14 protein-coding genes and 1 pseudogene are annotated in these 14,208 nt (G+C 61.9%); 12 read left to right on the top strand and 3 right to left on the bottom strand.

From position 1 onward, the window contains the following. Positions 1 to 72 precede the first annotated feature (72 nt). Positions 73 to 1,047 (bottom strand): sialic acid TRAP transporter substrate-binding protein SiaP, encoded by a 975-nt coding sequence (locus AC0L2K_RS21745; RefSeq protein ID WP_473532286.1) that lies wholly within the window; start codon positions 1,045 to 1,047, stop codon positions 73 to 75. A gap of 60 nt (positions 1,048 to 1,107) precedes the next feature. Next, positions 1,108 to 1,827: a FadR/GntR family transcriptional regulator gene (locus tag AC0L2K_RS21740; RefSeq protein WP_473532285.1), complete on the bottom strand. Its 720-nt coding sequence runs from the start codon at positions 1,825 to 1,827 to the stop codon at positions 1,108 to 1,110. 212 nt (positions 1,828 to 2,039) lie between these two features. On the opposite strand from AC0L2K_RS21740, the gene AC0L2K_RS21735 reads away from it, so the two are divergent. Together AC0L2K_RS21735 and AC0L2K_RS21730 are read left to right on the top strand one after the other, a co-directional pair. Beyond that, the gene (locus AC0L2K_RS21735) at positions 2,040 to 2,240 is read left to right on the top strand and encodes a cupredoxin domain-containing protein (RefSeq protein WP_236391754.1); all 201 of its coding nucleotides are present in this window, start codon (positions 2,040 to 2,042) and stop codon (positions 2,238 to 2,240) included. Between the two features lie 143 nt (positions 2,241 to 2,383). Next, positions 2,384 to 2,722: a hypothetical protein gene (locus AC0L2K_RS21730; RefSeq protein WP_473532284.1), complete on the top strand. Its 339-nt coding sequence runs from the start codon at positions 2,384 to 2,386 to the stop codon at positions 2,720 to 2,722. Here the strand turns inward: AC0L2K_RS21730 and AC0L2K_RS21725 are convergent. Continuing rightward, positions 2,719 to 2,937, bottom strand: coding sequence for a hypothetical protein (locus AC0L2K_RS21725; RefSeq protein WP_473532210.1), 219 nt, complete (start codon positions 2,935 to 2,937; stop codon positions 2,719 to 2,721). The genes AC0L2K_RS21730 and AC0L2K_RS21725 overlap by 4 nt on opposite strands. 209 nt (positions 2,938 to 3,146) lie before the next feature. Between AC0L2K_RS21725 and AC0L2K_RS21720 the strand changes: the two genes are divergently transcribed. The 10 genes and pseudogenes from AC0L2K_RS21720 (at position 3,147) to AC0L2K_RS21675 (ending at position 14,208) form a co-directional block, all read left to right on the top strand. Further along, positions 3,147 to 3,524 carry an FAD-dependent oxidoreductase gene (locus AC0L2K_RS21720; protein ID WP_473532283.1) on the top strand — a complete coding sequence of 126 codons (378 nt, stop codon included), beginning with the start codon at positions 3,147 to 3,149 and terminating at the stop codon, positions 3,522 to 3,524. Beyond that, positions 3,521 to 4,312, top strand: coding sequence for an FAD-dependent monooxygenase (locus AC0L2K_RS21715; protein ID WP_473532282.1), 792 nt, complete (start codon positions 3,521 to 3,523; stop codon positions 4,310 to 4,312). Before AC0L2K_RS21720 ends, AC0L2K_RS21715 begins: the two co-directional genes overlap by 4 nt. 205 nt (positions 4,313 to 4,517) lie before the next feature. Next, the gene (locus AC0L2K_RS21710; protein ID WP_473532281.1) at positions 4,518 to 7,034 is read left to right on the top strand and encodes a heavy metal translocating P-type ATPase; all 2,517 of its coding nucleotides are present in this window, start codon (positions 4,518 to 4,520) and stop codon (positions 7,032 to 7,034) included. A 9-nt stretch (positions 7,035 to 7,043) separates the two neighbouring features. Further along, a pseudogene (gene cueR / locus AC0L2K_RS21705) lies at positions 7,044 to 7,441 on the top strand (Cu(I)-responsive transcriptional regulator). After that, positions 7,438 to 7,998 (top strand): cytochrome c, encoded by a 561-nt coding sequence (locus tag AC0L2K_RS21700; RefSeq protein WP_473532280.1) that lies wholly within the window; start codon positions 7,438 to 7,440, stop codon positions 7,996 to 7,998. Before cueR ends, AC0L2K_RS21700 begins: the two are co-directional and overlap by 4 nt. Positions 7,999 to 8,064: 66 nt before the next feature. Further along, on the top strand, positions 8,065 to 10,068 hold the full coding sequence (locus tag AC0L2K_RS21695; RefSeq protein ID WP_287376507.1) for a multicopper oxidase domain-containing protein: 2,004 nt from the start codon (positions 8,065 to 8,067) through the stop codon (positions 10,066 to 10,068). A 26-nt stretch (positions 10,069 to 10,094) separates the two neighbouring features. Continuing rightward, complete coding sequence (locus AC0L2K_RS21690; protein ID WP_287260320.1) at positions 10,095 to 10,532, top strand: YqaA family protein; 438 nt, start codon at positions 10,095 to 10,097, stop codon at positions 10,530 to 10,532. A gap of 163 nt (positions 10,533 to 10,695) precedes the next feature. Continuing rightward, positions 10,696 to 11,061: a hypothetical protein gene (locus AC0L2K_RS21685; RefSeq protein ID WP_128168191.1), complete on the top strand. Its 366-nt coding sequence runs from the start codon at positions 10,696 to 10,698 to the stop codon at positions 11,059 to 11,061. 315 nt (positions 11,062 to 11,376) lie between these two features. After that, a complete protein-coding gene (locus AC0L2K_RS21680) occupies positions 11,377 to 12,834 on the top strand; it encodes a TolC family protein (protein ID WP_473532279.1) in 1,458 nt (485 codons plus the stop codon). Positions 12,835 to 12,849: 15 nt separating this feature from the next. After that, positions 12,850 to 14,208: a multicopper oxidase family protein gene (locus AC0L2K_RS21675; protein WP_473532278.1), complete on the top strand. Its 1,359-nt coding sequence runs from the start codon at positions 12,850 to 12,852 to the stop codon at positions 14,206 to 14,208.

Below are 14,208 nucleotides of genomic sequence, written 5' to 3'. Positions count from 1 at the left end.
CTCCGGGCACTGTTGGACAGCGGGCTCGACAGACCCGACGCGCTTGCCGCGCCGGGCCCGGATCGATGCGGGTTACTTGACGGCGCGGATCGCCTCCCAATCCTCCTTGCGGTAGCCGAACTCGTCGAACGTCACCTTCTCCATCACGTTCTTTTCGAAATCGGCGCGATCGACTTCGGTGACGGTGAGACCGCGCTCCTTGAAGATTTCAACCAGAGCCTTCTCGCGATCGACGATGATCTTGGTCGCTCGCGCGGCGGCTTCCTGCATCACCTCGGTGAAGATCGCCTTGTCCTCGTCCGACAATTGCGACCAGCGCGATTGCGACACGAGCGTGTTGAGATGATCGACGATGTGCCCGGTCAGGATAATGTGCTTTTGCACTTCGTAGAATTTTTTGGCGTCGATCGTCGTCAGCGGGTTTTCCTGCGCTTCCACCGTACCCTGCTGCAAGGCGAGATAGACCTCGGCGAAGGCGATCGGCGCGGTGTTGGCGCCGCAGGCGCGCGGCATGGCGAGATAGGCCGGCACATCAGGCACGCGGATCTTCAGGCCCTGCATGTCGGCGCATTTCTCGATGGGCCGGTTGGAGGTCGTGTGACGCGTGCCGTAGTAGGTGGTCGCGGTGATGTGATGGCCGGAGGCCTCTTCGAAGCCGGCGGTCAACTCCTTGTATTTGTCGCTCTTGGTGTAAGCGAGCAGGTGATCCGCGTCGCGGAAAGTGAACGGGAAGTAGGTCACGCCGATCGGCGGGTATTCGCGGGCGGCGAAGCTCGATCCGGAGATGATGATGTCGACCGTGCCGAGGGTCAGCCCCTGGTTGATGTCGGCTTCCTTGCCGAGCTGCGAGGCCGGGAAGACGTCGATCGTATAGCGGCCGTCGGTGCGCTTCTTGATCTCTTCCGCCGCCCACACCGACTCCGTGTGGAAGGGTTCGGACGTTTCGTAGACATGGGCCCATTTCAGCGCGGTTTGTGCAGAGGCCGAAGCCATGGGCAGAGCGATTGCGGCGATCGTGCCGAGCAGAACGGCGTATTTCCTCAACATCATATTCCTCCCTGTGAATGGATTGACGGTGCCGACAGGACCCTCCCGGTCGGCTGACTCCTATCCCGCGACCTCCCTGGCCGCGGATTTCTCACCGAAATTGCGTGAGAATCTCAGTTGCGACTGACGCAGATGTTCTTGCATGGCGGCCTTTGCCCGTTCAGGGTCGCGCGCCGCGATCGCCTCGCGCACCGCGCGATGCTCCTCCGCGGCGGCCCGCCAGGACTCCCTGTTCTCGAAATAGCTCGACAGGCGTTCGAAATATGGGTTCATGCGCTGGTCGAAGAGCTCGCCAATGCAGCGCACCAGCACGGCGTTTCCGAGAATGCCCGCCACCATCGTATGGAACTCGCGGTCGAGCGCGATCGTCATCCTGGTCGGGCGAGGTATGTCCTCCATGCGGCGCAGCACGTCGTCCATATGTTCGATGTCGATCGGCCGAGCATGGAGGGCGGCTTCGGCGGCGATCGCCCCTTCGATGAACTCGCGTGCCCGCAACAGCTCGAACGGGCCTTCATCCATTTCTGCCGTCAAAATTTCGGCGCGCGGCGGTTCGGTGACGTAGATGCCCGAGCCGACGCGAATGCGTATCCGCCCCTCGACCTCGAGCGCGATCAGCGCTTCACGGACGGTCGGGCGGGAGATGCCAAGCTGATCAGCCAGCTCGCGCTCGGTCGGCAGCCGATCGCCGACTGCGAACTCACCCGCGTCGATCAGCTGCCTGAGCTGATCGGCGATCTGTCGGTAAAGTCGACGCGGTTCAACGGCCTGGATCGGCATTGTTACCCAGTTCTACTTCAACGGAATCATCTGGCTGATCCCGGATCGGTAAATTGGTCTGACCTATTGATCGAAACCTGCCGCGAAAAAGGCTGAGAGTCAAGTAGCAGAGAACGCCCATGGAACCCATTCTCCGTGTCTTTCTTGGAAACGACGGATGGCCATGGCTAGACGGCAACTCTTGAACTTCCAGCAGCTGGAAGGATCGTCGCGTGGTTTCCGCCGGCGGACAGCCGAATTATTTCACCATCAACGGCCGCGCCTATCCTTCGACGGACACGATCAGGATGAAAGTCGGCGAAACTCTGAAAGTGCGCTTCATCGGCACCAATGTGCCACTTGTGGCAGCGGATCATGCTGCGGCGACTTCCGGCACCGTAGCATATCTCACCTGCGCAATGAGTATAGACTGAGAGGGGGCGCCAGGGCAGCTAGGGGAGCCGTGTCATCGAGCCAGTGGATAGGCCTGCGGCGACCTCCGATATGCCTCTTCACAACGCGGCGAACAAAACCATGGCCCTTCTGGGGCGGCCCGTCGATAGGATGCATACGGAGCATGCATCTTGCACACTGGATCGATCCAGGCCGGGTCAGGCGAGTGGGCAAGTTCGATCTCGTAAAGAGGGATTTCATCAGCTACCGACCGCAGCGCCACCTCTCCAAGATCCCGCACCAAGATGCCTTTGGCGGCAGCGGCGTCGGCAATGGGTTGAGTCGCAAGCAATTGACCGGGGGACGCAAGCGCAGCAATACGTGCCGCTATGTTGACGGTCGATCCAAACAGATCACCTGCCCTGCGGATGACCGGTCCATGGTTCAGCGCCGACCGGGTGAGCGGAAGGCGCGGTTCTTCCCGGCATGCCTGCAACAGCGTTCCAAGCGCCTGGATCGCTAACTCTGGCTCCGGAAACGAGAGCATCGCTCTTCATCTCCGATCCACTTGATCGGAGGCTCGTAGCCAGCAAGCGCCTCGCGGACCATGCTCTCGAAAATCTCGAGCACATCGATTGCCGCTGCATCTCCATAAACGTCCGCGATGGCGCTAAAGCCCGCAAGATCGATGAATGCCACCGTAGCCGAACCGCCGGCGGAACTCTGCGTCTGGCTCATATCCCTGTCCATGCGAAGTTATTTAACGCCTGTAACACGGTTTCGCGAATCTCGGACGCGATCATCAGAGCTCCAGGGCGTCGGTTACGCCACACCGCAGACCTCCCTTCGAGTGAAATTGGAGAAGGCGTTAGCCGCATGTTTCCTCGGGAACACTTTGGTCTCGCAAAGTGTTTTGCCGCGTGGCAAAGGCGAAAGGGAGCGTGAACATGCGCGCAGTCATCATTGGTGCAGGCATCGCCGGACTTGCAGTTGCCAAGGGCCTGCGCCTCCTCGGATGGGAGACCGAGATTTACGAGCAGGCGAGCGAGCTGAAACCACTCGGTGCGGGTCTCAGTCTCAGCGCCAATGCGCTTCGTGCCCTTCGTACGCTCGGCCTATATGAAGCGGTTGTGACCGAGGCGCAGCCAATACACAGACTCGACCTTCTCGACGACAAGGGACAAGTTCTCCAATCCACGGATTTTCAGCGCTTCAGTCAGCAATATGGTCACCTCAGCATGGCCGTGCTGCACCGTGGCGATCTCCACAAGGCCCTTCTTTCGGACTACCGCGTTCTGTCATCCGCACCGACATGGAATGCGTGAATGCACGGCAGGTTGGTAAGAATATTGCCCTGCGCTTCGCAAATGGGGAGATTGTGCAAAGCGAGCTGGTGCTCGCTTGCGATGGCATTCACTCCGCGGTTCGTAGGGCGCTGTTTCCGCAGTCGCGCGAGCATTTCGCCCGCTACACCTGCTGGCGCGCAATCGCGCCCGGTTTCCCGCAAGGAATGGACCCGACGCGTCTTACCGAAAGCTGGGGGGCCGGAAAACGCATCGGCCTGGCCGCGATCCCCGGCGAAAGGGTCTACTGGTTTGCTTGCTGTGGCGCGAATCACCGGGACGACCCCAAGCTGGCTCAGGCCGATCTTGCAGAAGTGCAGGCGATGTTTTCCGGATTTCACGAGCCAGTCCCGGAGGTCCTTGATCGGACACCGGCGGACGCGCTGATCTGGACGGATATACTCGATCTCGATCCAATGCCGTCGTTTACGCACGGAAGGGCGGTTTTGCTTGGCGACGCCGCGCATGCGGTGACGCCCGATCTGGGACAAGGAGCCGGACTTGCGATCGAAGACGCGGCCGTTCTTGCAGCGTTGTTCGGGCGGCTTCCGACCGACCTGGCCATCCGCGAGTATGACAAACGCCGTCTCGACAGGGCACATAGGGTCGCGGCTGAATCACGCCTCTATGCCAAAGTTGCGCAATCGAAGAACGCGCTTGTCGTCCCGCTACGCAACTTGCTGGTAAAGAGCATACCGGAGCGTTTCATGGACCGGCAGCTCGAGGCGGTTCTCGATATAGATTTCGAGCCTGTCAGGGTCGCCGCCTAGCGCCGGCGATTCCAACGCTCAGCGGCGAGCGAAGAGACGTCTATCTCGAAACCTCAGTGTAAGCGAAAGCTGCAGCCCCCTGCGGCAAACCTCGGAGACGCGGGCCGTGGCAGCAGAAGGCGGAATAATTTCGCAGAAAACCACTTGACCTTCCAGTAACTGGAAACCGTAGTAGGTAGCGGAGTTGCCTGTTTAGGAGTGCTCCATGACCAACCATCACCATGATGCCGCCCACGCTGGCGCCTCCCATGGCTCGTGCTGTTCCTCACGCCCGCCGGCTGCTACGTCGGTCGCCGTCACCCGCGACCCTGTGTGCGGCATGACAGTCGATACGGCGGCGGGAAAGCCGTCGGCGACCTTCAACGGCCACAATTATCATTTCTGTTCGGAAGGCTGCCGGACGAAATTCTTGAAGGAGCCGGAAGCCTTTCTGACGGCGACCGATCCGGTTTGCGGCATGAAAGTCGAGCGGGCCACGGCAAAACACTTCGTGCGCCACGAAGCTAAGGGTTTCTACTTCTGCTCGCCTGGTTGCAAGGCCAAGTTCGACGCCGACCCCGGAAAATATCTGAGCGGCCAGCCGGCGCCGGAACCGATGCCGAAGGGCACGCAATATACCTGCCCGATGCATCCCGAGGTCGTCCGCGACAAGCCCGGCGCTTGCCCGATCTGCGGCATGGCGCTGGAGCCGATGGGTGTGCCGACCGGCGACGAAGGTCCCAATCCGGAGCTGGTCGATTTCACCCGCCGCTTTTGGGTAAGTGCCGTCCTGTCGATCCCGCTGCTTCTGATCACCATGGGACCGATGCTGGGCCTGCCGTTCCGCGACTGGCTGGGTGAGCGGCCGGCAGCCTGGATCGAGTTGGCGCTGGCGACGCCGGTGGTGCTCTGGGCGGCCACCCCCTTCTTCCATCGCGGCTGGGAGTCGATCGTCAACCGCAGTCCGAACATGTGGACGCTGATCTCGATCGGCGTCGGCACGGCGTATGTCTACAGCGTCGTGGCGACGTTGTTCCCGGATATCTTCCCGCACCAGTTCCGCGGCCATGGCGGCACGGTCCCGGTCTATTTCGAGGCAGCCGCGGTGATCGTTGCGCTGGTCTTTCTCGGCCAGGTGCTGGAGTTGAAGGCAAGGGAGCGCACTGGCTCCGCCATCCGCGCACTGCTCGACCTGGCGCCGAAGACGGCACGGCGGATCGGGGCGGACGGTTCTGAGACGGATGTGCCGCTCGAGGAAGTGCAGGCCGGCGAGCGGCTCCGCGTGCGGCCCGGCGACAGTGTGCCGGTCGACGGCACGGTGCTCGAAGGCCGCTCCTCGGTCGACGAATCGATGCTGAGCGGCGAACCTGTCCCCGTCGAGAAGACGCAAGGCGACTTTGTGACCGGCGGCACGCTCAACAAGAACGGAACGCTGGTCATGCGCGCCGAAAAGGTCGGCGCCGATACGATGCTGTCGCGCATCGTCGAAATGGTTGCCAAGGCGCAGCGCAGCAGAGCGCCCATCCAGGGACTTGCCGACCGCGTCTCCTATTACTTCGTGCCTACTGTCGTTCTGGTCGCCATCGTCGCCTTCATCGTCTGGGCCATCTATGGGCCTCAGCCGAGCATGGTCTTCGCCATCGTTTCGGCCGTCTCGGTGCTGATCATCGCCTGTCCCTGCGCGCTTGGGTTAGCGACGCCAATGTCGATTATGACCGCCACGGGACGCGGCGCGCAGGCTGGCGTGCTGATCAAGGAGGCCGAAGCGCTGGAGCGCTTCTCCAAGGTCGACACGCTGATCGTCGACAAGACCGGCACGCTGACCGAGGGCAAGCCCAAGTTGACCGACGTTGTCGGGTTCGATGGCTTTGACGAGGCCGAACTTCTCGGCCTTGCCGCCAGCCTAGAGAAGGGTTCGGAGCACCCGCTTGCCGAGGCGATCGTCGATGGCGCGCGGGAGCGCGGCGCGACCGTCGAAGACGCAGCGGATTTCGAGGCCGTCACGGGCAAGGGCGTCACGGGAACGGTCAAGGGCCGCGCCGTTTCGCTCGGCAATCAGGCGCTGATGGACGATCTGGGCATCGGCCTGGAGGTGGCGAAGGAGCGTGCCGACGCGCTGCGTTCCGACGGCAAGACGGTGATGTTCGTCGCGGCCGACGGCAGGCTTGCCGGTTTCGTCGCCGTGGCCGATCCGATCAAGGCGACGACGGTGGAAGCGATCCGCGCCCTGCATGACAGCGGACTCAGGATCATCATGGCGACGGGCGACAACGAGCGCACAGCGAAAGCGGTGGCGGCGAAGCTCGGCATCGACGAGGTGCGCGCCGACATGCTGCCGGAGAGCAAGAAGGCGCTGATCGACGAACTGCATGCGAAGGGCGCGGGCGTCGCGATGGCCGGCGACGGCGTCAACGACGCACCGGCGCTGGCGGCGGCCGATGTCGGCATCGCCATGGGAACCGGCGCCGATGTTGCGGTCGAGAGCGCCGGCATCACGCTGGTCAAGGGCGACCTCAACGGCATCGTCCGGGCGCGGCGGCTGTCGCAGGCGACGATCCGTAACATCAAGCAGAACCTGTTCTTCGCCTTCGTCTACAACGCACTCGGCGTGCCGGTAGCGGCGGGCATCCTCTACCCGATCTTCGGCACGCTGCTGTCACCGATGATCGCGGCAGCGGCAATGAGCCTTTCGTCGGTTTCCGTGATCGGAAACGCGCTGCGACTTCGTTCCTTGAAGCTTTGAGGTCAGACCATGAACATAGGAACTGCCGCAGAAAAGTCCGGCCTGCCGCCAAAGACCATCCGATACTACGAAGACATCGGTCTTCTTAGGCCTGATCGTGCCGAAAAGGGTACAGGGATTATTCGACGGCCGACGTGCATCGCCTGCGCTTCCTGCAGCGGTCCCGAAGCCTTGGCTTCTCTGTGGAGGAATGCCGACAACTCCTTTCGCTCTACCGCGACAAGGAGCGCGAGAGCGCGGATGTGAAGGCCATAGCGGAAGCCAAGCTCGCCGAAATCGACCGGAAACTTGCGGAACTCGCCGGGCTGCGGGACATGCTTCGGCATCTGGCCGACCATTGCAACGGCGATGACCGACCTGATTGCCCGATCATCGACGGGCTTGCTGGACACGGCACGGTTCAGTGAGGCGCGTCCCCATCATTGCAGCAGTCCTTGTCATCGCCGGGATCGCCGCCGGGACGGCGCTCCCGAAGACAGCCGTCGCCCCAGTCGTCGCCGAGCGCCAAGCGTCGATGAAGGCGATGGCGAGCGCCGCCAAGACCATCTCCGAAATTTTTGCCGGCAAGGTGGCCTACGATGCCGCAGCCTTCAAGGCGGCAACCGAAACCATTCGCCGCCGGTCCGGGAGTGCCATGGTGGACGCATTTCCAGCGGGCTCGCTTGGCGAACCCTCGGCCGCTAAGGCGGATATCGGTCAGTCCCAAGAAGAATTCGCCGCGCTCGCTCGCCATCTCGAAAGCCTGGCTGCGGCGCTGTCAGATGCGGCTGACGATGCGCCCGAAGGCATTACGGAAGCCATGAGGATGAAACCCGGAATGGCAATGGGCAGCAGCCTGCTCGGAAAACGGGCTGGCGGCGCGGCCGATTCCGATCCTTCGAAGATCCCAGCCGAACACGTATTCCATCTGATGCTGCAGAACTGCACGAACTGCCACGCCAAGTTCAGGGAGAAACGGCAGTAGGCAAGGCATCGACTTCACCCGATGCCGGACTAGGTGACATTGACGACAATCGACAGGAATCCTGCAATGTTCGTACAGCCCGTCGACTACTTCCTCGCAGTCTGGTTCGTTCTGGCGGGCCTGAGCACGGCCTATGTTGCGTGGGACCAGTTCCGCAACAACCCCGAACCCGTGGTGATGAAATGGGGTTTCATCCTGGTCACGCTTTATATGGGGCCGCTGGGGCTGCTGATCTACGTGCTGGCCGACAAGGAGCCTCGGCCAGGCGAACATGAGGCGTTCACCAAACCGCTCTGGAAGCAAGGCGTCGGCTCGACGATCCACTGCGTCGCCGGAGACGCCACCGGGATCATCCTTGCTGCGGCAATCACCGCCGCTCTCGGGCTGCCGATGTGGATCGATCTTGTTGTCGAGTACGTTGCCGGTTTCGCATTCGGCCTGTTCATCTTCCAGTCGCTGTTCATGAAATCGATGATGGGCGGCACCTACTGGGAGAATGTCCGCAAGAGCTTCATGCCGGAATTCATCAGCATGAATTTCATGATGGCGGGCATGGCGCCGATCATGAGCTTCCTGATGATGGGCAGCGACATGCGGGCCATGGAACCGACCGAGCTCCTGTTCTGGGGCGTGATGTCGTTCGGCGTGATCGTTGGATTCGTCACCGCATATCCCGCCAACATATGGATGGTGGCCCGTGGACTGAAGCACGGGCTGATGACCGAACGCGAACCGGAGCTCGACAAGGCAAGGGAAGGCAGGCGCGAGCACGCACATAGCGGCGCGAAAGCCGGGATGGTGGGGCAACACGCTTACGCGCGCCTCGATGAACATGCCAAGCCCAGACATGCCAACCCAGGCGGCAATCCCGGGCCTGGCCATCATGGATCCGGCCATGGCTCCTCCCACGGCGATGGGGGAGGAGGGTTGCGTGGTTCGCATGGCGGTCACAACGGTATGGAACCGGATGCAACTGTGCCGCAACTCGCGGCCTTCGGCGGCGTGTCCGTACTCGCGCTGGCGCTCGGCATGATCGCTCCGGCCAACTGGGTGAACCTCACCCTCAGCGCGCGAGACGTAGGCGGCGCCATCATGCCGCCCGGCATGATCATGGACCGCGACACGCCGGCTGCAGCGATGCTGGACATGGCCGCCGTGCATCCTCGCCTGATCACGGCCAGCCATGGCTTGGAGGTTCGCGGCGACCGGGAACTGGAAGCCAGGATGGAGAACGGGGTAAAGGTGTTCGACCTGGAAACCTCGGTCATCCGCTGGGCGATCTTGCCGGACGTGAAAGTCGACGCCTATGCGATCAACGGCCAGGTTCCCGGCCCACGGCTGCATATCCGGCAAGGCGACCGGGTGCGCATCAACGTCACGAATCGCCTGCCGGAGAGTACGACCATCCATTGGCACGGGTTGATCCTGCCGAACGAAATGGACGGCCCGGCCGAGATCACGCAGGAGCCGATCCCGCCCGGCGGCAGCTACCGATACGAATTTACGGCAGGCCAATCGGGAACCTACTTCTATCACTCGCATGACCACGTCGATCGCCAGCAGGCGCTCGGACTCTACGGTGCACTCATCATCGATCCCGCCAATCCCCAGGACGAGATTGCGGCAGACCACGACTATGTTATCCAGCTTCAGGAATGGCTGATGCGGGAGGGCCTGACTTTTCCGTCGATGCCGATGGACGGCGGGCAGCCGAATTATTTCACCATCAACGGCCGCGCCTATCCGTCGACGGACACGATCAGGATGAAGGTCGGCGAAACTCTGAAGGTCCGCTTCATCGGCACCAATAATGGGTTTATCCACCCTATGCACATCCACGGCGGTCCCTTCGAAGTTGTCGCCCGCGACGGCGAGACCATCCCGGCGTCGGCACGATTCCTTGCCGACACAGTCAACGTCGGACCAGGGCAACGCTACGATGTCGTCTGGCGGGCACGTCGGCCCGGAAAATGGCTGATCCATTGCCATATCGGGCACCATACGACCAACAACAATGTCGAAGAGAAGGGCGGTGGCGGACTGATGGTCGTAATCGATGTGCAACCCTGAAGCCCGCTCCGCAAGGCGAAACGTAGATGGATATCCTTGCCATCTACGGCGGCCTGTTTGCCCTTGCCTTCGCTGCGGCGACCATCCTCCCGGCGCAGTCGGAGGCCGCCCTTGCAGGGCTCCTCGCCATGGATTCGTTCTCGCCCGCAATGCTGGTTCTTGTCGCCAGCCTGGGCAACGTCCTGGGTTCTGTGGTGAACTGGGGTCTTGGTCGAGGGATCGAACGCTTCCGGGACAGGCCCTGGTTTCCGCTGCGTCCCGCGACGCTCAACCGCGCCACGAACTGGTATCGCCGTTATGGAAGGTGGTCGCTCCTGTTAAGCTGGATGCCGATCGTCGGCGATCCACTGACCATGGTCGCTGGGGTTTTGCGCGAGCCGCTATGGAGCTTTGTCTTAATCGTCGCCCTCGCGAAGGTTTCGCGTTATCTGGTTGTCGCCGGAGCGGTGCTGGGCCTGATGTAAAACCGAAATCGCGGACATCGCAGCAGGCGTTGCGTTCACTTTTTGGTTGCAATGCAACAAAGCGGCCGCGGCGACCTTGACAAATCAGACGAACAATTGTCGGAAGGGTGCGATGAGGACTCTTGGTCGAACTACGATCCTAGGAAGCATACCGCTCCGAGCAATGCTGGCGGTCGTGTTCCTGGTCGTGTCGGCTCTTCAGCCTGGTCTGTTCGCCGCAGCCAATGCCACGGGTTTTCATGCCGGGGCGGATATTCAGGCCGGGGTGGATCTCCAGGCCGAGACACCCGCACACGATATGGGCCATCACGGCGCAACGGCGGACGACGCGGACACGTCGGAGCATCATCACGGCGACAAGCAATCCTCTGACAAAACCTGCGAAGTCCATTGTGCACCGGCACATGCGGTGCCGGTCGAATGCCCTGACTTGGAGCATGTTGTCTCCCGCTGCTTTGCGTCGGTCGTTGCCGTGACTTTGCCGCTTGGCGAATACGCAGCGCTGATAAGGCCCCCCAAACACATCTGAACTGACGCGCCCTCTTCGGGCGTTCGCGCGCAGCGTCGGGAATCCGTTCCCGCGCGGCCAAACGCATACGTCATGCTTCAGGTCTACAATGAAAATCGCAAGCTCCGCGATGCTCGCATCGCTGTTAGTTACCGGATGTGCGGCGACCACGCCGCCGGACATCCTTCCCACCTTCAATCCGGCCGATCCGGCAATGGGCGTCCGTGATGCGCACTACCATCCGGTCGTCGTCTATAGCCACCGGGAGCCAGTCGACCCGCAGAATTGGCGGCGTCTCAATGAAGAACGCTCCTCTGCGAACCCGGGAGCCGGATCATGAAGCGCCGGCCCCTGACCATAGCTGCGATGGTAACCATCCCGCTGATCGCTGCCGGATGCACGACAAGCGGGGCCCTTGATGGCATCTCAGCCCCCATGGCTGGTTTCACGACAGTCGCGGCACGTGCCGAATCCGTGACCGGCAAGAAAACCGTCTGGGTGCAATCCAGCGAGGAAGCGCGGACGGTTTCAGAGCGCGTGAAAAGCCTCGTCCAGAAGAAAACAATCGGTCCGGACACCGCGGTGCAGGTCGCCTTGCTCAACAACAAGGGCCTGCAGGCCGCCTACACCGAGATCGGCCTGTCGGCGGCCGACATGTGGCAGGAATCGATGCTCGTCAATCCGACGATCTCGATCGGCATGATCGGCGTCGATCCTGTGCGGACGATTGAAGGAGCGGTGGTCAGCAACATCCTTGCGCTGGCGACTCACAAGCGGCGCATCGCAGTCGCGGATGCACGTTTTCGTCAGGCCCAGCTCCGCGCCGCCGAAGAAACGTTACGACTGGCCGCGGACACGCGGCGGGCCTGGATCAACGCCGTCTCGGCCTGGGAGAGCGTTTCCTATCTGAGCAAGGCGCAAGCCGCCGCCGATGCTGCCTCCGAACTCGCTCAAAAACTTGGAGAGACGGGCGCCTTCACAAAGACCGGCCAAGCCCGCGAACACGTCTTCTATGCCGAGATCACCGGTCAGGCGGCGGAGGCGCGGCTCGCCGCCCGCACCGCCAAGGAAGAGCTCACCCGGCTGATGGGTCTATGGGGACCGGATGTCGATTACTCAGTCCCCAACATGCTTCCAGCCTTGCCCAAAGGCGCCAAGGCCAAACGCGCAATCGAGGCGGAGGCGCTAAGAAATCGCGTCGACCTTGAGATCGCGAAACTAGAGCTGGACGCGCTGGCGAAATCCTATGGTCTGACCGAGGCGACGCGCTACGTCAGCGATCTGGAACTGCTTTCCGGCGTGGAGGTGGAACGTGAAGAGGCGGAGGAGGGCGGAACGGAGACCAGTGTCTCACCCACTCTCGAGCTTGAGTTCGTCATTCCGATTTTCGATACCGGCAAGGCCCGCATGCGCAAGGCCGAGCTTGCTTACATGCAAGCCGCAAACCGGTTCGCGGAAAAGGCGGTCAACATCCGGTCGGAGGCCAGATCCGCCTATGACGCCTATCGTTCGACCTACGACATTGCTCGGCACTATCGGAACAATGTCGTGCCGCTGCGAACAAAGATCGAGGCGGAGTCGCTCCTCACCTACAACGGCATGATCACCAACACGTTCGAGCTGCTGGCGGACACACGCGCGAAGATCAGCTCGATCATGCTTTCCCTCAACGCGAAGCGCAATTTCTGGCTGGCCGACGTCAATCTCGGAACCGCCATCCACGGTGGCGGCGCAAGCTCGTCCGGAGGTGGCGACGCACCGGCAGCAGCCGAAGCGGGCGCCGAAGGCCACTGAACAAAGGAGAAGAAAATGCTTTCAAGACGTCAGTTGCTAGGCGCGGGAGCCCTGCTCGCCGGCGCCACTGCATGGACCAAAACGTCGGCGATGGGGCTGCCCGACGCCCCAATCATGGAGTCCCCAGACATGCAGCCTCCGATCTTCCCGACGAGCGGACCCGACTACCAGCCGGTCGTGACGCTCAACGGCTGGACCCTTCCGCATCGCATGAATAACGGCGTGAAGGAGTTCCATCTGATCGCCGAGCCGGTCGAGCGCGAGATGTCGCCCGGCATGACTGCCTATCTCTGGGGCTACAACGGTCAATCTCCCGGCCCGACCATAGAGGCGGTCGAGGGCGATCGAGTCCGCATCTTCGTAACAAACAAGCTGCCGGAGCACACGACGATCCATTGGCACGGCATGATCCTGCCCAACGGCATGGACGGAGTGACCGGTCTTACCCAGCCCGGAATCCCGCAAGGCAAGACCTTCGTCTACGAGTTCGACCTCGTGAAGAGCGGCACATTCATGTATCACCCGCACGCCGACGAAATGGTCCAGATGGCCATGGGCATGATGGGCTTCTTCGTCATTCATCCCAAAGATCCGAAATTCATGCGCGTGGACCGCGATTTCGTGTTCCTGCTGAATGCCTTCGACATCGAACCGGGGTCGTACGTCCCGCGCATCATGGAGATGACGGATTTCAATCTCTGGGCATGGAACAGCCGCGTCTTTCCGGGGATCAGCCATCTTCCAGTGGCGAAAAACGACCGGGTCAGGGTCCGCGTGGGCAACCTGACCATGACCAATCATCCGATCCACATGCATGGCTACGACTTCGAGGTGACCTGTACTGATGGCGGCTGGGTCCGGCCGGAGGCGCGGTGGCCGGAGGTGTCGATCGACATCCCCGTCGGCGCCATGCGGGCATATGAGTTCGAAGCCAAATATGAGGGCGACTGGGCAATCCATTGCCATAAGTCGCACCACACAATGAACGCGATGGGCCACGACGTGCCCACGTACATCGGCGTCGACAACTCGAAGGTCACCGACAAGATCCGCCGGGTCCAGCCCGAATACATGGCAATGGGTGACCGCGGCATGGCCGACATGGGCGAGATGGAGATGCCGCTTCCCGACAACACGATCCCGATGATGACCGGCTGGGGCCAATTCGGCGCCATCGAGATGGGCGGCATGTTCTCGGTCGTGAAGGTTCGCGAGGGCCTTGCCTCGAACGATTACGCCGATCCGGGATGGTACCAGCATCCGGAGGGAACCGTGGCTTACGAATGGAAGGGGGATGTCCCCGCTCCGACGAAATCAGGCGACGCAAAAACGATGGCCCCGGCAGCGCACGGCGGTCACGGCAAACAGGGATGA

This window comes from Mesorhizobium sp. WSM4817 (assembly GCF_055811135.1).
This window is presented reverse-complemented; position numbering and strand designations above follow the sequence as displayed.